Source organism: Rhodococcus sp. HNM0569 (genome assembly GCF_012726205.1).
Taxonomy (GTDB): Bacteria; Actinomycetota; Actinomycetes; order Mycobacteriales; family Mycobacteriaceae; genus Rhodococcus_F.
Genome location: NZ_JAASAE010000011.1, coordinates 83,439 through 106,431, shown reverse-complemented (window position 1 = coordinate 106,431; position 22,993 = coordinate 83,439). Strand labels below are relative to the sequence as shown.

The window sequence follows — 22,993 nt, the reverse complement described above, 5'->3', positions numbered from 1 at the left end:
CGTTCCTCTCGGTCGCTGGCATTCCAGGGCAGGGGCGACAGGACTTGAACCTGCAACCTGCGGTTTTGGAGACCGCTGCTCTGCCAATTGAGCTACGCCCCTTCGGTGGATCGGAACCCACCGCTCTGCGGCTACACAACACGCGCGCCACCCGTCACATCCGCCGAAACGGATCGAAGGGCAGCGCGCAGCGCTAGGCAACCCCAGAAATCTCAGTGTACTTCAATGCCCCGGAACTAACCCAATCCGCCTGGTCACGCCAGGCGAACCGTTGCCGTGGCCCGTCCGAAGATCTTCTTGCCCTCGGACTTCGCCACGATAGCGACCACTGCCGTCCTGTTTTCCCCGTCGACCGACTTCACCTTGCCGGTGAACTCGACCGACGCAGCCCTGCCCGCCTCGACGTAGACCGGGCTGGTGAACCTCACGCTGTACTCGGTGACCGCACCGGGGTCGCCGAGCCACTCGGTGACGAACCCCGCACCCAATCCCATCGACAGCATGCCGTGCGCGACCACATTCGGCAGGCCGGCCAGCGCCACGACCTCGTCGCTCCAGTGGATCGGGTTGGCATCGCCGGACACGCCTGCGTAGTTGACGAGATCGCCACGCGTGAGCTTGACGATGCGATCGGGCAACTCCTCCCCGACCTGGACGTCGTCGAATCTACGAAGCGACACCGTGCATCACCACCTCTCGCACCGAGTCCATCCACTGCTCGTCGACCTCGCCGCCGCTGCGTGCCACGAGCGTCGTGTACGTGGTCATGACCAGCTCGTCGTGCTGGTCGGACACGATGTTCTTCGTGACGATCAGATCGCTGCCCGCGACCTGCCGGAACGAATCGAGGTAGACATCGCACACGAGCCGGTCGCCGACCTGGATCGGACGATGGAACTGCAACACCTGATCGGTCTGCATGATCTGGCTCAAGTCGTATCCACGCACGATCTCGGAGAACAGCCGGTTCTGCGCGATGATGCCGACGAGCGAGATGAACGTGAGCGGCGCGAGCAGGCCGTCGTAGCCGAGCCCCTTCGCGGCGTCCTCGCTCCAGTGCGCGGGGTGGTAGTCCTGCACGGCCCGCGCGTACTCGCGCACCTTCTCGCGGCCGACCTCGTAGAAGTCCTCGACGCGGTAGTGGTGGCCGACCATGGCCTTCGCGTTCTCGGCGGGATCGAACGTCACGGCATCGGCAGGTACGGCGTCCGTCGCGGAGCCCTCTGGGTTCTTCACGTCGGTCTCAGTCACGCTCTGGTCACCTTTCACCCCGCGGCGCGACGGCCGGGCCGAGCCCGGCACGCGTCGCCGTCACGTCCTCACGAGCAAACGGGGCCCGACGGCGTGTGCCGCCGCGGCCCCGGTGCGACGCAGGTTCTACTTGGACTCGCGGTGCGCGCGATGCGTGCCGCAGTTCGGGCAGAACTTCTTCAGCTCGAGGCGGTCGGGATCGTTGCGACGATTCTTCTTGGTGATGTAGTTGCGGTGCTTGCAAACCTCGCAGGCCAAGGTGATCTTGGGCCGGACGTCAGTCGAGGAGGCCACGTGATGCCTTCTTTCGGGTGGTTCTGATCATGGTCGATCATTCGTACTGTGTAGCGGTGACCGGACTTGAACCGGCGACGCAACGATTATGAGTCGTTTGCTCTACCAACTGAGCTACACCGCCTCGGTGGTGCGGCACGCGAGGTGCCACCTCAATCCAGCGAGCCCCCTGACGGAATCGAACCGTCGACCTTTTCCTTACCATGGAAACGCTCTGCCGACTGAGCTAAGGGGGCGTGCTTCATTCGCGCAGTGCTGCGCGCCGAAGCCTTGACGAGATTACACAGAGTTCGCGCCCTCCACCAAATTGCCTGTTCAGCGACGTTCGGCGGACAACACCCCGTGCGCTCGCGGGTCGGCTCTCGACCCTCACGCCGGAACCCCCGGCGGGCATGTGCTCGCCGGGGGTTCCGGGGTGTGGCAGGTGTAGGATTCGAACCTACGTAGGCGTAAGCCGACGGATTTACAGTCCGCTCCCATTGGCCGCTCGGGCAACCTGCCGTTGCAGCGCATACCGGCCGAGGCCTCTGCGCTGCGGATGGAAGAATACAACGAACCGCCCCCCACAATGCAAACCGGGTGCATACAGCCATGCGGACCGGGTGCCTGCCGGCGGGCGAACGGGTGGATACCGGCGGTCCGCACCCGATAGCGTCGAGGCCGACCCGCCCGCAATGGGCACCTCGAACTCGAACCGGGAGAGATACCAGTGGCAGATTCGTCCTTCGACGTGGTGAGCAAAGTCGACCGTCAGGAGGTCGACAACGCGCTGCATCAGGCCGCCAAGGAGCTGTCGACCCGCTACGACTTCCGTGGCACCGGTGCGTCGATCGACTGGGCAGGCGACGAAGCGATCACCCTCACCGCGGAGACCGAGGAGCGTCTCCAGGCCGCGCTCGAGGTGTTCAAGGAGAAGCTGATCCGCCGCGACATCTCGCTCAAGGCCTTCGACGCCGGCGAACCGCAGCAATCGGGCAAGTCGTTCAAGCTCACCGGTTCCCTCGTACAGGGGATCTCCAGCGAGAACGCGAAGAAGATCTCGAAGAAGATCCGCGACGAAGGCCCGAAGGGTGTCAAGGCGCAGATCCAGGGCGACGAGTTGCGTGTCACCAGCAAGAAGCGCGACGACCTCCAGGCCGTGATCGCCCTGCTCAAGAACGAGGACTTCGGCATCGCGCTGCAGTTCGTCAACTACCGCTGACCCGCTCCCCCATGCCTGCCGACCCCGGCCCCGCGTCGGGGCCGGGGCGGGGCGGGGCCTCAGCGGTCGCCGTACGCCATGCGTTCGAGCCGCTCGATGCGTTCGTTCATGGGCGGGTGCGTCGAGAACAGCCGCGCCGCACGCTCGCCCGCGCGGAAGGGGTTCGCGATCATCGCGTGCGACTGCGCCTCGATCTTCGGGTCGGGCGGCAACGGTGCCGCCTGCGCGCCCGCCTCGATCTTGCGCAGCGCCGACGCCAGACCCAGCGGGTCGCCCGTCAGCTCGGCACCCGACTGATCGGCCTGGTACTCCCGCGAGCGCGACACCGCGAGCTTGACGACGGTCGCCGCGATCGGGCCGAGGAGAGACACGAGAAGCAGCGCGATCGGGTTCGCGTTCTGGCCCCCACCGCGGCCGCCGAACATGTTCGCGAACATCGCGAAGTTCGCGAGACCGGAGATGACCGCGGCCATCGCGCCCGCGATCGACGAGATGAGGATGTCGCGGTTGTACACGTGCGACAGCTCGTGCCCGAGCACCGCGCGCAACTCGCGCTCGTTGAGCAACTGCAGGATGCCGGTGGTGCAGCACACCGCCGCGTTACGCGGGTTGCGGCCCGTCGCGAAGGCATTGGGCGCCTGCGTCGGGCTGATGTAGAGCCGCGGCATCGGCTGGTGCGCGGTCGTCGCGAGTTCGCGCACGATCCGGTACATCTCGGGCGCCTGGACCTCGGTGACCGGCTGCGCGTGCATCGACTTGAGAGCGAGCTTGTCGCTGTTGAAGTAGACGTAGCCGTTCATCGCGACCGCGAATACGATCGCCACCACCAGGATCGTGCTGTTGTTGAACAGCGATCCGATGAAGACGATGAGTGCGGACATGCCCACGAGCAGTCCGAAAGTCTTCGCGCCGTTGGAGAAGCTGTTCACGGCTCCCGCCCTTCCTGTCGAGTCGTTCGCAAGAAGAACGTCCGAATCACACGCGCGAGTTCCCGATCACCCGACGGCAGGATTGCGGGATGCGCGAACGCGCGTCAGCCGACCCGCTCGATCGTGTAGTCGACGAGCCGGGCGAGCGCGTGGTTCGCGGGCCCCTGCGGCAACGCCGCGAGCTCCGTGCGGGCGCGATCGGCGTACTCGCCGAGTTTCGCCTTCGCGGCGGCCATGCCCGCCGAGCGCCCCAGCAGTTCGAGGGCCTCGGCGACGGCGGAGTCCTCGTCCACCGGACCGGCCAGCAGCTCGCGCAGCCGATCGGAGTCGGCACCCTCGTCGCGCAGCGCGTACAGCACGGGAAGGGTGTGCACGCCCTCGCGGAGGTCGGTGCCGGGCGTCTTGCCGGACTGTGCCGCAACCGAGGAGATGTCGATGATGTCGTCGGAGATCTGGAAGGCGGTGCCGACGATGTCGCCGAGCCGGCCGAGCCGCTCGACCTGGTCTTCGGACGCACCCGAGAAGGTGCCGCCGAAGCGGCCCGCCGCCGCGATGAGCGAACCCGTCTTCTCCCACACGACCTCGAGGTAGTGGTCGACGGGATCCTGTTCGGCCTTCGCGCCGATCGTCTCGCGCATCTGGCCGGTGACGAGTTCGGCGAACGTCTCGGCGATGGTGGTGACCGCTTCCGGGCCGAGCGTCGACACCAGCCGCGAGGCGTGTGCGAAGAGGTAGTCGCCCGCGAGGATCGCGACACTGTTGCCCCACCGGGCGTTCGCGCTGGTCGCACCGCGACGCATCGCGGCTTCGTCCATGACGTCGTCGTGGTAGAGCGTCGCCAGGTGCACGAGCTCGACCACGGTGGCCGCCGTGACGACGTCGGGGTCCGACGGCTTGGGGCCGAGTTGCGCGGTGAGCACCGTGAACAGCGGCCGGAACCGCTTGCCCCCGGCCTTCGCCAGGTGCAGTGCGGCTTCGGTGAGGAAGTCCTCGCCCCCGGACAGCTCGGTGACGAGCAGTTCCTCGACGTCGGCCAGACCCGCGCGGACCGTGGCCGCGAGCGCAGGCTCGCCCAGATCGACCCCTGCGACCACAGTGCCCTGTGCGTCCGCAGCGGCGTGCGCGGTCCCCTCGGTACTCACGATGTCTGATCCCAATCCTGTCGTCGGCGACGGCCGTGTTGTCACGGTAGAAGAACCTACTGTGTCGGACCCGAACCTACTTCCACCGAAACCTACTGTGTGCGCCCGGCCGGTGCGCGCTCGCCCGGGCCCGGCCATGTCGTCAGCCACACGAGTGCATGCCGTGACCGACGCGAGTGCGAGGATGACCGGCGTGTCCGATACGCAACATCCCGGCAGGCAACGTCCAGCGGGCGCGCTGCCCGACACCACCGAGGTCCTGGTCGTCGGGGCCGGGCCTGCGGGGTCGTCGGCGGCCGCGTGGGCCGCGCGTTCAGGCCGCGACGTCGTCCTGGCCGATGCCGCCGAGTTCCCGCGCGACAAGACGTGCGGCGACGGCCTGACGCCACGCGCGATCGCGGAACTGGACCGCCTCGGCCTCGGCGACTGGGTTCGGGAGCACACCAGGAGCAGGGGTCTGCGCCTGATCGGCTTCGGCCACACCCACGAGCTCGAATGGCCCGCCGGCCCGTTCCCGACGGTGGGCAGCGCCGTGCGGCGCACCGAGTTCGACGACCGCGTCCGTGCACAGGCGGCCGAGGAGGGCGCGACGGTCGTCGCACGGGCCCGCGCCGTCGACGTCGAACGCAGCGCGGGCCGCGTCACGGCCGTGGTGTTCGACACGCCGGACGGTACGCGCACGGTGCGCTGCCGCACGCTCGTCGTCGCGGACGGCGTGCGCTCCCCGCTCGGCAAGGTGCTCGGGCGTCGGTGGCACCGCGACACCGCATACGGCGTCGCGGCACGCAGTTACGTCGCGACTCCCCACAGCGACGACCCGTGGATCACGTCGCACCTCGAGTTGCGCGGCGACGACGGCACGCTCCATCCCGGCTACGGCTGGATCTTCCCGCTCGGCAGCGGCATCGGCGGTGGCGACGTCAACCTCGGTGTGGGCACGCTCGCGACGTCGAAGCGTGGCGCCCCGGGGGCACTGCGCCCGCTGCTCGACAGCTACGTCTCACGGATGCGCGACGAGTGGGATTTCACGACGCCGCCGCGCGACGTCACCTCGGCACTGCTGCCGATGGGCGGCGCGGTGTCGGGTGTCGCGGGACCCAACTGGGCGCTCGTCGGCGACGCGGCAGCATGCGTCAACCCACTCAACGGTGAAGGCATCGACTACGGGCTCGAGGGCGGCCGACTGCTCGCGCACCTGCTCGACGAGCCCGACCTGGCCGTCGCGTGGCCCGCGACGCTGCGCGAGCACTACGGCAGGGCGTTCTCCGTCGCACGGCGACTGGCTGCGATCGTGACGGTGCCACGGGTGCTGCCCGCCGCGGGGCCGGTCGCGATGCGCTCGCGGCTCGCGATGACGGCGGCGGTGCGGGTGATGGGCAATCTCGTCGACGACGCGGATGCCGATCTGACGGCGCGGCTGTGGCGGGGCGCAGGTACTGCTTCCCGCGCGCTCGACAGGCGGCCGCTGTTCGCCTAGCCCTGCCGCGCGCGTCGCGCAGAGCACTGCTCAGCGCGTCGCGCGATGCAGGGCGACGATGCCCCCGGTGAGATTGCGCCACTGCACGCCGTGCCAGCCGGCGGCGGCGATACGCTCGGCGAGTTCGGCCTGGTCGGGCCACGCACGGATCGACTCCGCGAGGTACACGTACGCGTCCGGGTTGCTGCTCACGGTCTCGGCGACCCGCGGGAGCGCCTTCATGAGGTACTCCATGTAGACGGTGCGGAAGGGCGCGAACACGGGCGTCGAGAACTCGCACACCACGAGCCTGCCGCCCGGCTTGGTGACGCGCGCGATCTCGCGCAGCCCCGCGTCGAAATCGGACACATTGCGCAGCCCGAACGAGATCGTCGCGGCGTCGAACACGCCGTCGGCGAACGGCAGGTGCATCGCATCGCCTGCCACCTTCGGCACGTTCCGCTCCGCGCCCGCCGACAGCATGCCGAGCGAGAAGTCGGTGGCCACGCACCATGCACCCGAGCGGGAGAGTTCGACGGTCGACACCCCGGTGCCCGCCGCGAGGTCGAGTACCCGCTCGCCGGGGTTCAAGCCGAGCGCGGTGCGCGTGGCACGACGCCAGCCCCGATCCTGACCGAACGACAGCACCGTGTTGGTGAGGTCGTAGCGCTTGGCGACGCCGTCGAACATCGACGCGACGTCGCGGGGATCCTTGTCGAGGGTCGCACGCGAGCCCTGCCTGGTAGCCACGGTAGCGACGCTACCAACGAGCCCGTGGGACGCGATCGTGGGCGTCGCCGGTGTCTGCGTCCTCCTCGGTCCCGGCCCCCGCCTCGTGCGGCGCCGCCGGTTCGCGCGCGACCTGCGGGCGGCCGATCCACTGCGCGACGAGCGGGTTCGACGTCGCGAGCGAGCGCACCGCGGTCGCGGTGACCGGATTGAGCAGGATCGCGACGGCGACCGTGACGAGGAGACCCCACGCAGCGCCTGCCACGACATCGTGCGGATAGTGCGCACCCTGCAGCACGCGCGCGGCGCCCGCGAGCGCGGCGACGGGCAGGGCCGCCCACAACAGGCGCGGCACGAGGATGCCGACGGCGGCCGCGAGGCCGAACGCGATGCCGGTGTGGTTGCTGGGGAACGACCAGTCGCCCACCTCGGGACACTCCGCGAGGACCACCTCGGCACGGCAGGGACGCTCCTCGGTGACGACGGTCTTGACGAGTTCGCTCGCGAGATATGCGACGACCACCCCCACCCCGCCCGTGAGTATCGCCGAGATGCGCGCGTACGGGCCGCCGCGCACGCTCCACGCGGCCCACGCGAACATCGCGATCAGCAACAGGATCGCGATTTCCGCGACGAGCCCCATACCGGGCAGCGACGCGGTGTGCGGGACGAGCGCGCGGTACACCGCGGCGCTGGGCGACGTCAGCGCGTGACACACCGTCAGCACGACGACCGCGACCGCCACGAGCGACGCGGGGAACACGAGTGACGTGGGGGCGAACGGGCGAGGGCGCATAGGTGAACGACGGTACAGGCGCCGGGGCACCTCGTCGCGAGGTGCCCGGGGATCACCCCGAGGTCGTCGAGGGTTCCGAGTGCGACGAAGCGTCGTCCTGGTCGGACCGCCGCAGGTACCACATGGCCGGTACCGCGACGAGCCACGTCACCACCACGACGGACGCCGCGGGCACGATCGCGACGGCGGCGGAGCGCCCCGCCACGCGTACGAGGTCGGGATCGGACTTCGCGTACTCGACCTCGATGCGCTGCCCGACCGTGAGGTTCGTGGGGTAGAGCACACCGAGCTCGGGATTGTGCGTGACGCCGTCGGGCGTGACGAAGCTGACAGCCGAGCGCAGCGAGCCCGCGGAGAGCACCTCGGCGGTGTCGACACCCATGTCCGCCTCGATCGTGCTGTCGTTACGCCACGCACCGACCACGAGCAGCGCCGCGAGCACCGAGATCCCGATCGCCGCGACGAGCACGCCGCGACGGATGCGTCCGAGGGCGCTCACAGTGCCGCACGGACTGCGGCGTGGAGCTCGCGCAGCCCGGAACGATCGGTGGCGACCTCGAGGACGCGGATGCCGTCGTTCGACGCGTCGAGGGCCTTGCGCAGTCCTTCGAGGTCGACGGCCTCGTGGTGGATGCGGTAGGCGGCGCACAACGCGGCGAGGTCCATGCCGTGTGGGGTGCCGAAGATCCGTTCGAACACGCCGGAGTACTGCGGGTCACCCTGTTCGAGGAGCTCGAAGATCCCTCCGCCGTCGTCGTTGGCGACGACGATCGTGAGGTCGGCGGGCCGCGGCTCGCCGCGACCGATCAGCAGCCCCGACGCGTCGTGCAGGAAGGTGAGGTCGCCGAGCAACGCGATCGTGCGGCCGGAATGGACGAGTGCGGCGCCGACGGCACTCGACACGGTGCCGTCGATGCCGGCGACACCGCGGTTCGACACGACCGCGACGCCGTCCGCGGGCCTGCCGACGAGCGCCGCGTCGCGGACCGGGTTGGACGCGCCGAGCAGCAGTTGGTCGCCGCTGCGCGCCGAGTCCACCACCGCGGCCGCGACGTGCAACCCGGTGACGTGCGGGTGCGACGCGAGCTGGCCACGCACCGCGGCGTCGGCACGCGACGAGACGTTCGCGCACCGGGCGAGCCACGCACCGTCCGGTGTGCCGGTGGTGACGGCGCGGGTGCCGGTGGCGCGGACGTTGCCGGACACGTCGGGCCAGCGGGGGCCGGTGGTGAGGGCGTAGACGTCGACGGCGGGATCGGCGAGCACCGCCGACACCTGCCGGTGCAGCGTGGGGCGGCCGGTGATGATCGCCTGCCGTGGGCTCAAGTGGGCCAACGCGAGTGGGTTGACTGCGAATCCGTGTACCGGTGCGGTGGGTTCGGCGACGGTGGGCAGGCCCGCGAGCTCGGGTCGCAGGGCGGAGCCGTGCCCGGAGACGACGAGCGTGTCGGGTGTGAGGTCGAGGTCCATCGGCACGTCGAGAGTGGCGTGCTGCGTCGTGGTCCAGGCGGCGCCGTCGGGGCGGCCCTCCGCGACGGACCCGGGCATGTGATGTTCGGGCACGAGCGGCTCACGGAGCGGAATGTCGAAGTGCACCGGGCCCGCGTTGCCGGATCGGGTGCCCCGTGCGGCCGCGAGGACGCGGCACACCGCCGCACGCCACTTGCTGTTCTGCTCGGCGAGCGTGCCCGCATCGGGGCCGCCTTCCGCGAGGCCCAGGCTGATCGTGGTGCGCACCTGACTGCCGAACAGACCGAGTTGCTCGACGGTCTGGTTGGCGCCGGTGCCGAGCATCTCGTAGGGCCGGTTGGCGCTGAGGACCACGAGCGGAAGGCGTGCGTAGTTGGCCTCGAGAACAGCGGGGCCGAGGTTCGCGACGGCGGTGCCGGAGGTCATCACGATCGGGACCGGCCTGCCGCTCGCGACGGCCAGTCCGAGCGCGAGAAAGCCCGCGGTGCGCTCGTCGATCCGCATGTGCAGGCGCAACCGTCCGTCGCGATCGGCCGCCTCGAGCGCGAAGGCCAGCGGCGCATTGCGCGAACCGGGGCACAGCACCACGTCGCGGACGCCGCCGCGCGCGAGTTCGTCGACGACTGCGGTGGCCTGGGCGGTGGACGGGTTCACTCCTCAAGATTGTCAGACTGCGGCGAGACGCGCCGCATCACCCCGATCGGCGATCGGCACTGCCGCCTCGCCCGATCCCAGGTTAGGGTTACCTATGAAGCAACTCGCACAGTAGAGGACAGCCGAATGGCACGAAGCAAGTACGTCAAGCCGGAGAACCCGAGCATCGTCCGCGCGCGCGTCGCCGCGAGCGAGCGCGTCAGTCCGCACTTCGTACGCGTCACGGTGACCGGGCCCGAGCTGGACTCGATCGCCCCGATGGGCGCCGATCAATGGTTCCGGCTGTTCCTCCCCCGACCGGGGCAGACTGAGCTCCGACTGCCCACCGCGTCGAGCAAGATGTGGTACGCGCAGTTCAAGCTCATGCCCGAGGCCGTGCGGCCGATCGTGCGCAACTACACGATCCGCGCGCTGCGTACGCCGGGCGCGGGGCGGTTCGGCGAGCACACCGAGATCGACATCGACTTCGCCGACCACGGCGACACCGGTCCGGCGTCACAGTGGGCGCGCTCCGCGTCGGAAGGCGACGAGGTGGGCCTGCTCGACGAGGGCCTGATCTACAACCCACCCGCCGCGTCCGACTGGCACCTGCTCGTGGGCGACGAGAGCGCACTGCCCGCGATCGCGGGGATCCTCGACTCGGCACCCGAGGGATTTCGCGCACACGTCTTCGTCGAGATCCCCGACGAACGCGACCGGCAGGAGGTGACGGTGCCCGACGGCGTCGAGATGCGATGGATCGTGCGCACGTCGGCCGAACACGGCATGGACGCGCTCGCGGCGGTGCGCGAGGCCGAGTTGCCGGCGGGGCGCGCCTACACCTTCGTCGCCGGCGAGAGCGCGCTGCCGACCGAGCTGCGCAGACACCTCGTGCGCGACCGGGGATTCGACAAGGGGGACATCAGTTTCACCGGGTTCTGGCGCCGCGGCCACGCCGCGTCGTGACACAGCGGCCACGCCGCGTCTCGACACCGAACGACGAACGCCGTTGGGGCGGGCAGGTACTCGACCCGCCCGCCCCAACGGCGTTGCATGCGCTGTGTCGCGTGAACTCAGCCCGCGTACTTCTGCACGAGCGCGCCCAGACGGGGAAGCGCCTCGACGACATGCTTCTTCGCCGAGCCACGCAGCGACGAGTACACCTTCTTGACGGCGGCGCGGTCGCTGCCCTCGATGCGCGTGTCGGTGACGCCGAGCAGGGAATCGGCCGCGGCGTCGCCCCGCGCGGCGAGGAAGTCGGCGAACGACGACTCGCCACTGCCTGCGAAGTCCTGCCAGTAGGGCTCGAGCTTGTCGACGAATGCGGGCAGCAGACCCTCGATGGCGTCGGGGACGATGGACGGCCCGACCTTCTTGACCGCGGCGTAGCCGCCCTTGAGTGCGAGTCCGGACGCTCCCGACTTGTCGGCGACCTCGGCGTCGACGAGGTTCTGGACGTCCGCGACGACCTCGCTGGTGCGGGACTCGTCGAGGAGTGTTTCCTTAAGTGCTGCAACCACTTTCAATGCCTCCGTATTCGGCTCTGCGATCAGTCCGGGCGCTTACGCTATACGACGATCTCGACCCCGCGCCGCTCGAGCACGGCGTGAGCGCGGCGCAGCCGGTCCGTCCACCAGCGCACGCGGTCGGGCGGTGCGGCGAGGGCACGCAGGCGGGCCCAGTCTGGCACGACCGTACCAGTCACGAGCGTGCCGGATTCGTCCGGCCCGTGGTCTGCAACGTCCTCCACGAACAGCCTCCCGGTGCCGAGGCCGCACGCGAAATCCAGCTCCGGCAGCGCCGCGGCCGCCGACGTGCCGACACCGATGCCGACGGCCGTGTCGAGGGCACTCGACACCACGACAGGCACGCCGTAATCCGCGAGTTCGGCGGCGAGACGCTGCAGCCGCCGAGCACCACCGAGCGGAGCGACCTTCACGACGGCGACGTCCGCGGCACCCGCGCGCACCACCGCGAGCGGATCGTCGGCGCGCCGGATGCTCTCGTCGGCCGCGACCCGCACACCGGGCACCCGGGCCCGCACCTGCGCGAGTTCGGCGACGGTCGCACACGGCTGTTCGGCGTACTCGAGGGTGCCGTTCTCGGTGAGCGCGCGCAAGGCCGTCACGGCGTCGTCGACGGACCAGCCACCGTTCGCATCGACGCGCACGTGCGGCACGAGCGCGCGCACCGCATCGACGCGCGCGAGATCGTCGGCCAGGGTCTGGCCGCGCTCGGCGACCTTGACCTTTGCGGTGCGCGCCCCGGCGAAGCGTGCGACGACGGCGGGCACGTCCGAGGCGGGCACCGCAGGCACCGTCGCATTGACCGGGACCCGCTCGCGCACCGGTGCGGGCACGCCTGCCCACGCGGCTTCGAGGCCCGCGAGCAGCCAGTCGGCGGCCTCGTCGTCGGGGTACTCGACGAACGGCGCGAACTCGCCCCATCCGGCGGGACCACGCACGAGCATCGCCTCGCGAACGGTGATGCCACGGAAGCGCACTCGCATGGGGAGTTGCAGCACGACGGCGTCGGCGAGGACGTCGGCGAGTGCGGGCAGTCGCACGGCTACCGCTGCCCCGGCAGCAGCTGGATCATGAGCGCCTCGCACTCCGCGAGCAGGGTGTCCCCGTGCAGCAGGCGCGCCTTGACGAACGTCTTGCGGCCGTCGACGCGCTCGACCGCGCCCTCGGCGACGAGTTCGGTGTCGAGCGGGGTGACGGCACGATAGTCGACGTGCAGGTAGGCGGTGCGACTGATCGGACGGCCGTACGCGTGCACGATCATGCCCATGAGGTCGTCGAACAGCAGCGGCAGCGTGCCGCCGTGCGCGACGCCGTTGCCGCCCAGGTGGTAGCGCCGGAACACGCCGCGGCTGCGGACACCGTCGGCGTCGAACTTCTCGATCTGCCACGGCAACATCAGCAGGCTGCCCCGGCCGGGCAGGTCGAGGACGCGACCTGCGGGCGAGCGGCCCTCGGGGACGACGTAGGGCGTGAGTTCGTCGACGATCTTCTCGAGCCGGTCGGCGACATCGGCGACGAGTTCGCCCGGTGCGTCGATAGACACGGCGCGATCCTGCATCGTGCGCATCGCCTCGACGAACCGCCCCCATTCGGGGCCGGGCTCGGCGATCTCGTACCTCGGGAAGCCGCCGTGGTGCTCGTATTCGGGATCGTCCTCGGGCACCACGCCGTCCGCCCGGTTCGCGTCGCTGGTCATGGCTGCACGGTAACCGGTCGCACCGCCGCATGCGGTCCGGGCCTATTGTCGAGGCGTGACCTTCGACCCGCAGCTCTGGCGCACCGTCCCCGGTTTCGAGGACCTCACCGACATCACGTACCACCGGCACGTCACGCACGGCATCGTCCGCGTCGCGTTCGACCGGCCCGAGGTACGCAACGCTTTCCGGCCACACACCGTCGACGAGCTCTACCGCGCACTCGACCACGCGCGGCAGACGTCCGACGTCGGTGCGGTGCTGCTCACCGGCAACGGGCCGAGCCCGAAGGACGGCGGGTGGGCGTTCTGCTCGGGTGGCGATCAACGTATCCGCGGCCGCAGTGGCTACCAGTACGCGGGAGGCGAGACCGCCGACACCGTCGACCCGGCACGTGCGGGCCGGCTGCACATCCTCGAGGTGCAGCGGCTCATCCGCTTCATGCCCAAGGTCGTCATCGCGCTCGTGGGCGGGTGGGCCGCGGGCGGCGGCCACAGCCTCCACGTCGTGTGCGACCTGACGCTCGCCTCGCGCGAGCACGCTCGGTTCAAGCAGACCGATGCCGATGTCGGCAGCTTCGACGGCGGCTTCGGCAGCGCGTACCTCGCGAAGATGGTGGGACAGAAGTTCGCCCGGGAGATCTTCTTCCTCGGCGAGCCGTACACCGCGGAGCAGATGCACCAGATGGGCGCGGTCAACCGCGTCGTCGACCACGACGAGCTCGAGAATGTCGGCATCGAGTGGGGACGCAAGATCCTCGGCAAGTCGCCACAGGCGCAGCGCATGCTCAAGTACGCGTTCAATCTCACCGACGACGGACTCGTGGGTCAGCAGTTGTTCGCGGGCGAGGCGACACGTCTCGCCTACATGACCGACGAGGCAGTCGAGGGCCGCGACTCGTTCCTCGAGAAGCGCGACCCCGACTGGTCCGGGCATCCCTGGCATTTCTGACCGGAACAGTCGAGGTCGCGGAAACGACGGCGTGGACGCGGCGGCGCGTGCGCGCAGGGGTTAGGAGGGCATGCACGTGGAAGTTCTCAGCAGCCGAACGATCCTTCGGCCGCGCGACTACGACGCGACACTCGCGTTCTACCGCGACGTGCTCGGGCTGGCGATCGCGCGTGAGTATCCCGGTGGCACGGTCTTCTTCGCGGGCCAAGGCCTCGTCGAGATCGCGGCGCACGGCGGGGCCGGCGAGTCGTCCCGCTTCGACGGCGCGCTGTGGCTGCAGGTGCGCGACATCACCGCCGCGCAGACCGAACTCGTGCTGGCAGGCATCAAGATCGTCCGCGAAGCGCGACAGGAGCCGTGGGGTCTGCACGAGCTGTGGATCGCCGACCCCGACGGCATCCCGATCGTCCTCGTCGAGATTCCGGCCGACCACCCGATCCGACGGGACTCGCGGACGCCGTGACGGCCGCGCACGGCCCCGGCCGTCGCTCGGCGCGATAGCGTGGGATGCGCTCACAGCTGCGACCCGGGAGGTTCGACGTGTGCCAGTACTGCGGATGTCGTGACATGCCCCTGCTACGCGACTACACCGCCGAGCACGAGCGGGCGGTGAACCTGGGCGGCGACGCCGTGCGCGCGATGGATGCGGGCGACCTTGCGCGGGCAGCCGGCCTCGCACGCGCGCTGGCCGACGAACTCCGCACGCACTGGCAGGGCGAGGAGAACGGACTGTTCGCCGAACTCCTCGCGAGCGACGACATGTTCGCCGACTACATCGCCCCGCTGGTCGCCGAGCACCGTGATCTCGACGCCTTCCTCCGCACGATGGATTTCTCCGCGCCTGCCGACCGCGAGAGCTTCCGGGGCGCGGTGTTCGACCTCCACGAACACATCGCGAAAGAAGAGGACGCCCTGTTCCCGGCGTCGGTCACGACGCTCGACGGCGACCAGTGGGATGCCGCGATCGCCGCGTGGCAACGCGCACATCCCGGCGAGCGGATGCTCGGTTCCTGAAGGCCCACGGCCCGCGACCGGTCAGGCGGCGATCACCTCGTCGGAGAAGCGGCGCACTGCGCGCAGACGTGCGCGCGCATCGGCCGGGTCGGCGCCGTACAGGTGCCACGGCGACACCCGGAACTCGGTGGCGCCGAGCTCCTCGAGTTCCCGGTACCCGTCGAGATCCCGCACCCCGGTGGGCGACACGTTGACGACGAAGGGCTTTGCGGCGCGGCCGTATTCGGCGCGCAGCGCATCGAGCTTCCCGATCGCGGTGGCAAGCTCGTCCGCCGTGGTGTTCACCGAGATCCAGCCGTCGCCGAGTCGCGCTGCGCGCCGCAGCCCGGCATCGCTGTGCCCGCCCACGTACACCGGCACCGGACGGTCCGGCGCCGGGCTGATCATCAACCGGTCGAAGTCGTAGTGCCTGCCGTGGTGCTCGACCCATTCCGGCCCGCGGCCCGCGCATACCGCGCGCACGATCTCGATCGCCTCGTCGGTGCGGGCACCTCGGGTACGCATGTCGGTGCCCGTGAACGCGAACTCCTCGGGGATCCACGACAGTCCGACACCGATCGCGATCCGGTTGTCGGACATCACGGCCATCGTCGCGATCTGCTTGGCAGTGAGCAGCGGGTCACGCAGCGGCAGCTTGAGCACGTTGGTGTAGAAGCGGATCCGTTCCGTGACGGCGGCCATCGACGTCATCGCGACGAAGGGATCGGGCATCGGCGTCTCCCCCGTCCACATCCTGGTGCCGTCCGTCGAGTACGGGTACGGGGCGGACACGGTTTCGGGGTAGAAGACCGAGTCCGGCAACGCGATCGAGTCGAAGCCGGCGTCCTCGGCACCGCGCGCGAGGTCACGCAACTCGCGCGCGTCGATCATCGCGACCGGAAGCGACCATTTCACAGCGTGATCACCTTGGCGGTCGGGATGGGATGCGAGTCGGCCTTGATCCAGCGCATCGCCCACGTGCCCTCGGTGTGACCGTCGGTGCTGATCCAGTTGCCGTACCCGGGATCCTTCGCGGACACCACGATCGTCAGCGTCCCGTCGTCGTTCAGCTTCGCGGTGTGATTGTTGACGTAGATGTTCGCCCGGCGGTAGTCGAGCGATTCCACCCAGAAGTTCTGGAGCACGAAGTTGTAGTACTCGCAGTTCGGGACCTCGGTCTCGATCACCCACGCCTCGTTTTCGGCGAGCTTCCAGTAACCGTGGAAGTAGAAGATCGTCGGATCGCCACCGGCGTTCTGGAAGTAGTCCTGGCCCCAGTCGAAGATCTCGTTCGCGTGCGGCATGAACTTGCGCGACCACTCCAGGAAGGTGTTCGCGGTGCCGCGGAACATGCCGATGGCCTTGTCGAGGCGTTGCCCCATCTCGGCCTCGGTCAGCGGGACGAACTCGCCGTCGGGGTCGAGGCATTCGATCGACAACTCGGCTGGAACCTCGCTGCGGCGGTCCCGGTAGGTCTGCCGCACCGAGATGAGGTTGCTCTCCGGATCCATCGGCAGCCACGCGGACCCGTCGGTCGGCTTCTCCGCGCTCGCGACGAACTCGAAACGACCGTGCTCGTCGACCTCGAGGTCGTGGATGTGCAGGTCGCCGGTCTGCAGCATGGTGCCGTCGATGTGGTACCGGTTGATGCGCGAACCGAATGTCACCAGCGGGACGGTGCCCCGGGTTCCCGTGATCCGGTAGGTGTACTTGCCGGAGATGTTGGCGCGCATGTAGATGTTGTCCGGATTGTCGGCGCCGATCTTCGTCATCATGTTCGGGTTCGGCGCGGACGTGAACTCCGGCAAGCGCGGGTCGGTGTACTCGACACAGTTGATCGTCGCGTACCGCAGCAGGCGCGACAGGTAGCGCACCCCCTCGGCCTGTGTCAGGTCGTCCTGGGGCACGATCGGGTCCGACAGGATGGTGCCGACGTCGCGGAGGTCGGCGCAGAACTTCTCCCAGGTGGCGTTCATGGTGGTTTCCTATCCGGGTGAGGGGTCAGACGGTGGCGAACTTGGCGTCGACGTCGGCAGAGGCGATTCCGAAGTCTTCGAGCGAGTACGTGTGCGACGGTCGACGATGGTCGGCGAGGCTGGCCTCGTGGGCGACGGCGATCGCGCGGCGCGCCTCGTCGGAGAACGGCAGGGAGAACCGGGTGTAGATCTCCTCGGCCGTCCCGATCGGGTCGGCCACGAAGTCCCGGTAGTCGACGTCGACGAACTGGTCGGGGTCGTGTCGGGCCCGGGCCTGACGGAAGTGCGCGTTCCCGCGCGCCCACAGGTCCAGCTGGGTACGTCCGATCGTCGTGCGGTCGAAGGCCTTCGACATGCCGTGCCCGCCCTGCTCGGCGAGGCTGAACGTCGACGCCATCGAGGTGTGCGGGTCCCGGAAGGTGCGGACGAACAGCGCGTCCGGGAACACCGTCAGGATCTCGTCGATCGCGAAGACGTGGCTCGGGCTCTTGAGCACCCAGCGGCGGTCACGATCGTTCATGCCGATCAGCTGCAGGTTCTTCTTGTAGCGGGCGTAGGTGTCGGTCCAGTCCTGCTTCGCCAGCCACTGCGTGTACGACGGCACGTACGCGATGGTGTCGAACGAGGTCGAGCGCATCGTCTGCTGGAGCAGTCGCCAGCATTCCTCCACCTCTTCGGCACCCATGAAGTGGACCTTCATCAGGTCCGCCTCGTTCGCCTGACGCGCCCGGTAGAAGGCGTCACAGCGGACGAAATCGGGGTTCTCGGGCCAGGTTTCACGGGCGGGACGAGGCTGCGGCGCCTCCGCCAGCCACATCTCGACGCCCTGGTGGGCAGGGTCTGCGCTGAGGAGGCGATGCAGCGCGGTGGTGCCGGTGCGGGTCAGTCCACACATGAAGATCGGTCGCTCGATCGGGGTGTCGACGTGCTCGGGGTGACGCGCGAATGCGGCCTCGCTGATCAACCGGCTCCGGAGCGCGGACACGATCATCTTCCGGGCGATCACGCGCCCGTGCGGGGTGAGGTCGGCCTCGTTCGCGAACGAGTCCAGCAGAATCCGCAGACCCTCGAGATGGTCGTCGCCACCGAAGTCGGTGAGGCCGGTCTCGTCACGGGCCTGCGCGTGCAGGTCCTCGATGGAACCGATGCCGTCGTAGTCGTGTGTCATCCGTACGTCCTTGTGAGAATCGATCAGTGGTGGGCGTGCCCGCAGTTGACGTCCAGGCACTGCCCGGTGACAGCGCGGGCAAGGTCGGAGGCGAGGAACAGCACCGCGTTCGCGATGTCGTCGGGTTCGGGCAGCCGCCGCAGGTCGGTGCCCGCGGCGATCTCGGCGTAGATCTCGGCGGGATCGACACCGCGCTGCTCGGCCTGCTTGTCGACCATCCGCTGCACCCGCTCGGCCCAGATGTAGCCCGGTGCCACGGAGTTCACCCGCACGCCCATCGGGCCCATCTCCACCGACAGGCCGCGGGCGAGCGCGAGCAGCCCGGCCTTCATCACCCGGTAGGCCCCGAAGTTCGGCAGCTGGTTGCGCAGCACCATCGAGTTGATCATCACGACCGACCCCTGGGACTTCTCCAGCGCCGGGACGAGCTTGCGGGTCAGGTTCAGCGCCGCCAGCAGGTTGATGTCCAGGCCCTGCCGCACCGACTCGAACTCGGTGTCGAGCAGGCGCTCGTGGGGTGGCTGCACGAACGCGTTGTGCACCACCGTGTCGACGGTGCCGAACTCCGCGAGCGCCGTGTCGACGAGGTTCGTCGCGGACGCGTCGTCGGTGAGGTCCGTCGGGACGCACAGCGCAGTGCCGCCCAGCTCGGCGATCTCGGCGGCGACGTCGGTCAGCCGCGACTCGGTGCGCGCGGCCAGCACGACGCGGGCGCCTGCCCTCGCGCCACGCACCGCCACCGACCGCCCGAGCCCCGATCCGACACCGGAGACGAGGAGAACCTTCCCGTCGAGCATCGCCGGCATCAGTGCCGCGGTCACGCGTGCGCCTGCGGGTCCAGTACGACGCTCAGGGACACGATCCTGCAGTTGCCGTCGAACTCGAAGAGATCGGTGGACAGGAAGTCGGGCATACCCTCGCGCTGCACCCGGAGTTGCATCGCGGCGAACCGTCCGGTGACGGTGATCGGCGAGTGCCGGCTGACGGTGAAGTCGACCTTCGCATTCTCCGTGTCGAACGCCCGGATCTCGGCGATTCCTCGATAGGTGTGCACGCCCATCGGCTCGTGCTGCACGGCGTCGTCCGCGAACAGCGACACCAGAGCGTCGACATCGTGGCTCGCGAGATGCTTCACGTAGGCGTCGACGGCAGAACAGATCTCGTCGCGGGTAGGCACCTTTCCTCCTTCGTGTGTCACGCGAGCACTCCCCGGCCGCGTAGGAATTCGACGATCAGGGTCCCGGCATCGACAGGCGACGTCACGGTCGTGTCGATCCGCAGTTCCGGGTTTTCCGGCGCCTCGTACGGCGAGTCCACACCGGTGAAGTTGACGAGGTCGCCGCGCCGCGCCTTCTTGTAGAGGCCCTTGGGGTCGCGCTCCTCGGCGACCTCGAGCGGTGTGTCGACGAACACCTCGCAGAACCGGTCTGCGCCGATCAACTCGCGCGCAGCATCGCGCTCCGCGCGGAACGGCGAGATGAACGACGCCAGCACGATCAGTCCGGCATCGGCCATCAGCCGGGCGACCTCGGTGACGCGACGGACGTTCTCGACGCGGTCTGCCTCGGTGAACCCGAGGTCGCGGTTCAGTCCGTGGCGCACATTGTCGCCGTCGAGCAGGTAGGTGTGACAGCCGAGGGCGTGCAGCCTGCGTTCGAGCTCGTTCGCGATCGTCGACTTACCCGATCCGGACAGCCCGGTGAACCACAGGATCTGGGGTTCATGGCCTTTCAGCGCGGATCGCGCTCCGGCGTCGACATCGACGGCCTGCCAGTGGATGTTGTCCGACCGGCGCAGCGAGTGCGCAATCATTCCGGCGCCGACGGTGGTGCCTGTCATGCGATCGATCAGCACGAAGCCGCCCATGTCACGATTGGCGTCGTACGCGTCGAACGGCACGGGGCGGTCGAAACTGAGGTTGCACACACCGATCTCGTTGAGCGCGAGCGTGTTCGTCGCGGTGTGCTCGAGCGTGTTGACGTTGATCTTGTACTTCGGCCGGGTGATGCGGGCCTGCACGGTCATCGTGCCGACGCGGCACAGGTAGGGACGTTCGGGAAGCATGTCGTCCTCGCCCATCCACACGACGTGCGCCTCGAACTGGTCGGCGACACCGGGCGGTGCGTCGGCCGCGGTGAGCACGTCTCCCCTGCTGACGTCGATCTCGTCGGCCAGGGTGATCGTGACGGACTGTCCGTCGACTGCCTCGCCCAGGTCGCCGTCCATCGTGACGATGCGGTCGACGGTGGACTCGCGGCCGCCGGGCAGCACCCGCAGGCGGTCGCCGGGACGAACGGTGCCGCCGACGATCTGGCCCGCGAAACCGCGGAAATCGAGGTCGGGGCGATTGACCCACTGCACCGGCATCCTGAAGGGGCCTGCGCGCCGGTCGTCGTCGACGGGCACGGTCTCGAGGTGGTCGAGCAGAGTGGGGCCGTCGTACCAGGGCGTGTTCGTGCTGCGTTCGGTGAGATTGTCGCCCCGGTAGGCCGACATCGGGATCGCGACGACCTCGGCGATCCCGATGCGCTGTGCGAACTCCGTGTACTCACGCGAGATCTCCTCGAAAACCTCGCGCGAGTAGTCGACGAGATCGAGCTTGTTGACCGCGAGCACGACGTGGCGGATACCGAGGAGCGCCACGAGATACGAGTGCCTGCGGGTCTGCGTCAACACGCCCTTGCGGGCGTCGACGAGGATGACCGCGAGATCGGCCGTCGAGGCGCCCGTGACCATGTTGCGGGTGTACTGCTCGTGCCCCGGGGTGTCCGCGACGACGAACTTGCGACGATCGGTGGTGAAGTAGCGGTACGCGACGTCGATCGTGATCCCCTGTTCGCGCTCCGCCGCGAGACCGTCGACGAGCAACGCGAAGTCGAGTCCCTCTCCCTGCGTCCCGACTTTGCGCGAATCGGTTTCGAGAGCACTGAGCTGGTCCTCGAACACGAGTTTCGATTCGTACAGCAGCCGACCGATCAGCGTGCTCTTGCCGTCGTCGACGCTGCCGCACGTGAGGAACCGCAGCATGCCCTTGCTCGCGTGCCGCTCGAGATACTGCTCGACATCGTGGACGAGGAGGGAATCCTGTCCGGAAGTATTGTCGCCCATCAGAAGTAGCCCTCCTGCTTCTTCTTCTCCATCGACGCCGCACTGTCGTGGTCGATGACACGCCCTTGGCGTTCGGACGTGGTGGTGAGGAGCATTTCCTGGATGATCTCGGTGAGCGTCGTCGCCGTCGACTCGACCGCGCCGGTCAACGGATAACAGCCGAGCGTGCGAAAACGGACGCTCTTCCACTGTGGAACCTCACCCGGGCGCAGCGGCATCCGGTCGTCGTCGACCATGATGAGAGCTCCGTCGCGCTCGACGACGGGGCGTTTGGCTGCGAAGTACAGCGGCACGATCGGGATGTCCTCGCGCCGGATGTACTCCCACACGTCGAGTTCGGTCCAGTTCGACAGCGGGAACACGCGCAGGCTCTCGCCGGGCGACTTGCGGACGTTGTACGTGTGCCACAGTTCGGGACGCTGCCGCTTGGGATCCCACCGATGCTGCGGCGAGCGGATCGAGAAGACACGTTCCTTCGCACGGGACTTCTCCTCGTCGCGGCGCGCGCCGCCGAACGCCGCGTCGAACTTGTGGAGATCGAGTGCCTGCTTGAGCCCTTCTGTCTTCCACATGTCGGTGTGTGTGGCGCTGCCGTGTGTGAACGGATTGATCCCCTTCTCGAGGCACTCGGGATTCTGGTACACGATCAGGTCGAAATCGCCTGTCGCCGCGCTCTTGTCACGCAGTTCGTACATCGCGCGGAACTTCCACGTGGTGTCCACGTGCAGGAGCGGGAAGGGCAGCCTCGACGGGTGGAAGGCCTTGCGGGCGAGGTGGAGCATCACCGCGGAGTCCTTGCCGACCGAGTAGAGCATCACGGGGTTCTCGCTCTGCGCGACGGCCTCGCGCATGATGTGGATGCTCTCGGCTTCGAGACGGTCGAGATGAGACAGTGTGCGGGTCACGGGGCGAGTACCTCCAGGACGTCCGCGGCGAGTTCGGGCCTGCAGACCAGCAGATCGGGCAGCCACGGATTCGGTTGGTTGTAGACGAGAGGTGAGCCGTCGAGGCGTGAGACGTGCAGACCGGCCGCCCGGGCGACCGCGACCGGCGCCGCGGAGTCCCACTCGTACTGGCCGCCGGTGTGCGCGTAGACGTCGGCGTCGCCGCGCACGACCGCCATCGCCTTGGCGCCCGCCGAGCCCATCTCGATCAGCTCGGCCCGGAGCGCTGACGCCATCGTCATGACGGCCTCGGGTCGTCGGGTGCGGCTGACCAGTACGCGCGGACGCGCGGGCACCGGGGATTCGGTGCCGGACAGCGGGGCGGTGTCAGCGCTCGAGTAGGTCACCCCCAGCGCGGGAAGTGCGACCGCACCCGCGACGAGATCTCCGCGCTCCACGAGCGCGACGTGTACCGCCCAGTCGGTCCGGCCGGCTTCGCCGAACTCGCGGGTGCCGTCGAGCGGATCGACGATCCACACGCGCTCGGCGGTGAGCCGGTCGGCGTGGTCCGCGCCCTCTTCGGAGAGCACGGCGTCGGCCGGGCGCACTCGCGCGAGTTCGGCGACGAGGTACTCGTGCGACAGTCGGTCGCCCGCGGCGCGCACGTCCGCGGCCGGCAGGACCCGCCTTTCGGCGTCGGCGCGGTGCGCGAGCAGCAGTCGGCCCGCAGCGGTGGCGAGGTCGGCGGCGACCAGGTGGTCCGGGTCGCGGCGGTCTGGGTCGTGACGGTCT

26 protein-coding genes and 4 tRNA genes are annotated in these 22,993 nt (G+C 69.0%); 6 read left to right on the top strand and 24 right to left on the bottom strand.

All coding sequences use genetic code 11. The features are described 5' to 3' along the window. Nucleotides 1–29: 29 nt before the first annotated feature. From HCA44_RS15550 to HCA44_RS15520, 7 genes are all read right to left on the bottom strand, one after another. Nucleotides 30–102 (bottom strand) — tRNA-Trp (locus HCA44_RS15550). Nucleotides 103–254: 152 nt separating this feature from the next. Further along, on the bottom strand, nt 255–680 hold the full coding sequence (hadB, locus tag HCA44_RS15545; protein ID WP_169649965.1) for a (3R)-hydroxyacyl-ACP dehydratase subunit HadB: 426 nt from the start codon (nt 678–680) through the stop codon (nt 255–257). After that, complete coding sequence (hadA, locus tag HCA44_RS15540; protein ID WP_169650035.1) at nt 667–1,155, bottom strand: (3R)-hydroxyacyl-ACP dehydratase subunit HadA; 489 nt, start codon at nt 1,153–1,155, stop codon at nt 667–669. Before hadA ends, hadB begins: the two co-directional genes overlap by 14 nt. 222 nt (nt 1,156–1,377) lie before the next feature. After that, entirely contained in the window at nt 1,378–1,545 is a 168-nt protein-coding gene (gene rpmG, locus HCA44_RS15535; protein ID WP_003937613.1) for a 50S ribosomal protein L33, read from the bottom strand. Nucleotides 1,546–1,596: 51 nt separating this feature from the next. Next, a tRNA-Met gene (locus tag HCA44_RS15530) sits at nt 1,597–1,669 on the bottom strand. Between the two features lie 39 nt (nt 1,670–1,708). Continuing rightward, a tRNA-Thr gene (locus HCA44_RS15525) sits at nt 1,709–1,781 on the bottom strand. A gap of 182 nt (nt 1,782–1,963) precedes the next feature. Beyond that, nucleotides 1,964–2,046: transfer RNA gene (locus tag HCA44_RS15520), tRNA-Tyr, on the bottom strand. 208 nt (nt 2,047–2,254) lie between these two features. Here HCA44_RS15520 and HCA44_RS15515 point away from each other — a divergent pair. After that, the gene (locus HCA44_RS15515) at nt 2,255–2,746 is read left to right on the top strand and encodes a YajQ family cyclic di-GMP-binding protein (protein ID WP_169649963.1); all 492 of its coding nucleotides are present in this window, start codon (nt 2,255–2,257) and stop codon (nt 2,744–2,746) included. A 59-nt stretch (nt 2,747–2,805) separates the two neighbouring features. Here the strand turns inward: HCA44_RS15515 and htpX are convergent, their stop codons facing one another. Continuing rightward, nucleotides 2,806–3,675, bottom strand: a complete 870-nt coding sequence (gene htpX, locus HCA44_RS15510) for a zinc metalloprotease HtpX (protein ID WP_169649961.1) — start codon at nt 3,673–3,675, stop codon at nt 2,806–2,808. Between the two features lie 104 nt (nt 3,676–3,779). Next, on the bottom strand, nt 3,780–4,817 hold the full coding sequence (locus HCA44_RS15505) for a polyprenyl synthetase family protein (RefSeq protein ID WP_346764744.1): 1,038 nt from the start codon (nt 4,815–4,817) through the stop codon (nt 3,780–3,782). A 193-nt stretch (nt 4,818–5,010) separates the two neighbouring features. Here HCA44_RS15505 and HCA44_RS15500 point away from each other — a divergent pair, with 193 nt between their 5' ends. Then, nucleotides 5,011–6,294 carry a geranylgeranyl reductase family protein gene (locus HCA44_RS15500; RefSeq protein WP_346764743.1) on the top strand — a complete coding sequence of 428 codons (1,284 nt, stop codon included), beginning with the start codon at nt 5,011–5,013 and terminating at the stop codon, nt 6,292–6,294. A 30-nt stretch (nt 6,295–6,324) separates the two neighbouring features. On the opposite strand, the gene HCA44_RS15495 is transcribed toward HCA44_RS15500, so the two are convergent. The 4 genes from HCA44_RS15495 to menD are packed head-to-tail and all read right to left on the bottom strand — an operon-like array spanning nt 6,325 to nt 9,922. Then, nucleotides 6,325–7,023 (bottom strand): demethylmenaquinone methyltransferase, encoded by a 699-nt coding sequence (locus HCA44_RS15495; RefSeq protein WP_169649957.1) that lies wholly within the window; start codon nt 7,021–7,023, stop codon nt 6,325–6,327. A 10-nt stretch (nt 7,024–7,033) separates the two neighbouring features. Then, a complete protein-coding gene (locus tag HCA44_RS15490) occupies nt 7,034–7,798 on the bottom strand; it encodes a phosphatase PAP2 family protein (RefSeq protein WP_169649955.1) in 765 nt (254 codons plus the stop codon). A gap of 52 nt (nt 7,799–7,850) precedes the next feature. Beyond that, nucleotides 7,851–8,297 carry a DUF3592 domain-containing protein gene (locus HCA44_RS15485; RefSeq protein WP_169649953.1) on the bottom strand — a complete coding sequence of 149 codons (447 nt, stop codon included), beginning with the start codon at nt 8,295–8,297 and terminating at the stop codon, nt 7,851–7,853. After that, a complete protein-coding gene (gene menD, locus HCA44_RS15480; RefSeq protein WP_169649951.1) occupies nt 8,294–9,922 on the bottom strand; it encodes a 2-succinyl-5-enolpyruvyl-6-hydroxy-3-cyclohexene-1-carboxylic-acid synthase in 1,629 nt (542 codons plus the stop codon). The genes HCA44_RS15485 and menD overlap by 4 nt, the downstream gene beginning before the upstream one ends. Nucleotides 9,923–10,048: 126 nt before the next feature. Here menD and HCA44_RS15475 point away from each other — a divergent pair, with 126 nt between their 5' ends. Beyond that, nucleotides 10,049–10,867 (top strand): siderophore-interacting protein, encoded by an 819-nt coding sequence (locus HCA44_RS15475; protein WP_169649949.1) that lies wholly within the window; start codon nt 10,049–10,051, stop codon nt 10,865–10,867. A gap of 107 nt (nt 10,868–10,974) precedes the next feature. Here the strand turns inward: HCA44_RS15475 and HCA44_RS15470 are convergent, their stop codons facing one another. The 3 genes from HCA44_RS15470 to HCA44_RS15460 are packed head-to-tail and all read right to left on the bottom strand — an operon-like array spanning nt 10,975 to nt 13,123. Then, complete coding sequence (locus HCA44_RS15470; protein ID WP_169649947.1) at nt 10,975–11,421, bottom strand: hypothetical protein; 447 nt, start codon at nt 11,419–11,421, stop codon at nt 10,975–10,977. Nucleotides 11,422–11,468: 47 nt separating this feature from the next. Beyond that, the gene (locus HCA44_RS15465; RefSeq protein ID WP_169649945.1) at nt 11,469–12,467 is read right to left on the bottom strand and encodes an o-succinylbenzoate synthase; all 999 of its coding nucleotides are present in this window, start codon (nt 12,465–12,467) and stop codon (nt 11,469–11,471) included. A gap of 2 nt (nt 12,468–12,469) precedes the next feature. Then, nucleotides 12,470–13,123, bottom strand: coding sequence for a PaaI family thioesterase (locus HCA44_RS15460; RefSeq protein WP_169649943.1), 654 nt, complete (start codon nt 13,121–13,123; stop codon nt 12,470–12,472). Between the two features lie 55 nt (nt 13,124–13,178). Between HCA44_RS15460 and HCA44_RS15455 the strand changes: the two genes are divergently transcribed. The 3 genes from HCA44_RS15455 (at nt 13,179) to HCA44_RS15445 (ending at nt 15,086) form a co-directional block, all read left to right on the top strand. Then, on the top strand, nt 13,179–14,072 hold the full coding sequence (locus tag HCA44_RS15455) for a 1,4-dihydroxy-2-naphthoyl-CoA synthase (protein WP_169649941.1): 894 nt from the start codon (nt 13,179–13,181) through the stop codon (nt 14,070–14,072). A gap of 76 nt (nt 14,073–14,148) precedes the next feature. Further along, nucleotides 14,149–14,535 (top strand): VOC family protein, encoded by a 387-nt coding sequence (locus tag HCA44_RS15450; RefSeq protein ID WP_169649939.1) that lies wholly within the window; start codon nt 14,149–14,151, stop codon nt 14,533–14,535. 104 nt (nt 14,536–14,639) lie between these two features. Next, nucleotides 14,640–15,086, top strand: coding sequence for a hemerythrin domain-containing protein (locus HCA44_RS15445; protein ID WP_169649936.1), 447 nt, complete (start codon nt 14,640–14,642; stop codon nt 15,084–15,086). Nucleotides 15,087–15,107: 21 nt separating this feature from the next. Here the strand turns inward: HCA44_RS15445 and HCA44_RS15440 are convergent, their stop codons facing one another. From HCA44_RS15440 to HCA44_RS15405, 8 genes are read right to left on the bottom strand one after another with little or no spacing between them, the layout of a single operon-like run. Further along, on the bottom strand, nt 15,108–15,980 hold the full coding sequence (locus HCA44_RS15440; protein ID WP_169649934.1) for a TIGR03619 family F420-dependent LLM class oxidoreductase: 873 nt from the start codon (nt 15,978–15,980) through the stop codon (nt 15,108–15,110). Then, nucleotides 15,977–17,041: a DUF1214 domain-containing protein gene (locus HCA44_RS15435; protein WP_169649932.1), complete on the bottom strand. Its 1,065-nt coding sequence runs from the start codon at nt 17,039–17,041 to the stop codon at nt 15,977–15,979. Before HCA44_RS15435 ends, HCA44_RS15440 begins: the two co-directional genes overlap by 4 nt. A gap of 25 nt (nt 17,042–17,066) precedes the next feature. After that, nucleotides 17,067–18,209: a sulfotransferase gene (locus HCA44_RS15430; protein WP_169649930.1), complete on the bottom strand. Its 1,143-nt coding sequence runs from the start codon at nt 18,207–18,209 to the stop codon at nt 17,067–17,069. Nucleotides 18,210–18,232: 23 nt separating this feature from the next. After that, on the bottom strand, nt 18,233–19,015 hold the full coding sequence (locus HCA44_RS15425; protein WP_169650031.1) for an SDR family oxidoreductase: 783 nt from the start codon (nt 19,013–19,015) through the stop codon (nt 18,233–18,235). A gap of 11 nt (nt 19,016–19,026) precedes the next feature. Beyond that, nucleotides 19,027–19,386 (bottom strand): nuclear transport factor 2 family protein, encoded by a 360-nt coding sequence (locus HCA44_RS15420; protein WP_169649928.1) that lies wholly within the window; start codon nt 19,384–19,386, stop codon nt 19,027–19,029. A 17-nt stretch (nt 19,387–19,403) separates the two neighbouring features. Then, complete coding sequence (gene cysN, locus HCA44_RS15415) at nt 19,404–21,317, bottom strand: sulfate adenylyltransferase subunit CysN (RefSeq protein ID WP_169649926.1); 1,914 nt, start codon at nt 21,315–21,317, stop codon at nt 19,404–19,406. Next, nucleotides 21,317–22,222 (bottom strand): sulfate adenylyltransferase subunit CysD, encoded by a 906-nt coding sequence (cysD, locus tag HCA44_RS15410; protein WP_169649924.1) that lies wholly within the window; start codon nt 22,220–22,222, stop codon nt 21,317–21,319. The genes cysN and cysD overlap by 1 nt, the downstream gene beginning before the upstream one ends. After that, entirely contained in the window at nt 22,219–22,956 is a 738-nt protein-coding gene (locus tag HCA44_RS15405; protein ID WP_240945566.1) for a 3'(2'),5'-bisphosphate nucleotidase CysQ, read from the bottom strand. Before HCA44_RS15405 ends, cysD begins: the two co-directional genes overlap by 4 nt. Between the last annotated feature and the right edge of the window lie 37 nt (nt 22,957–22,993).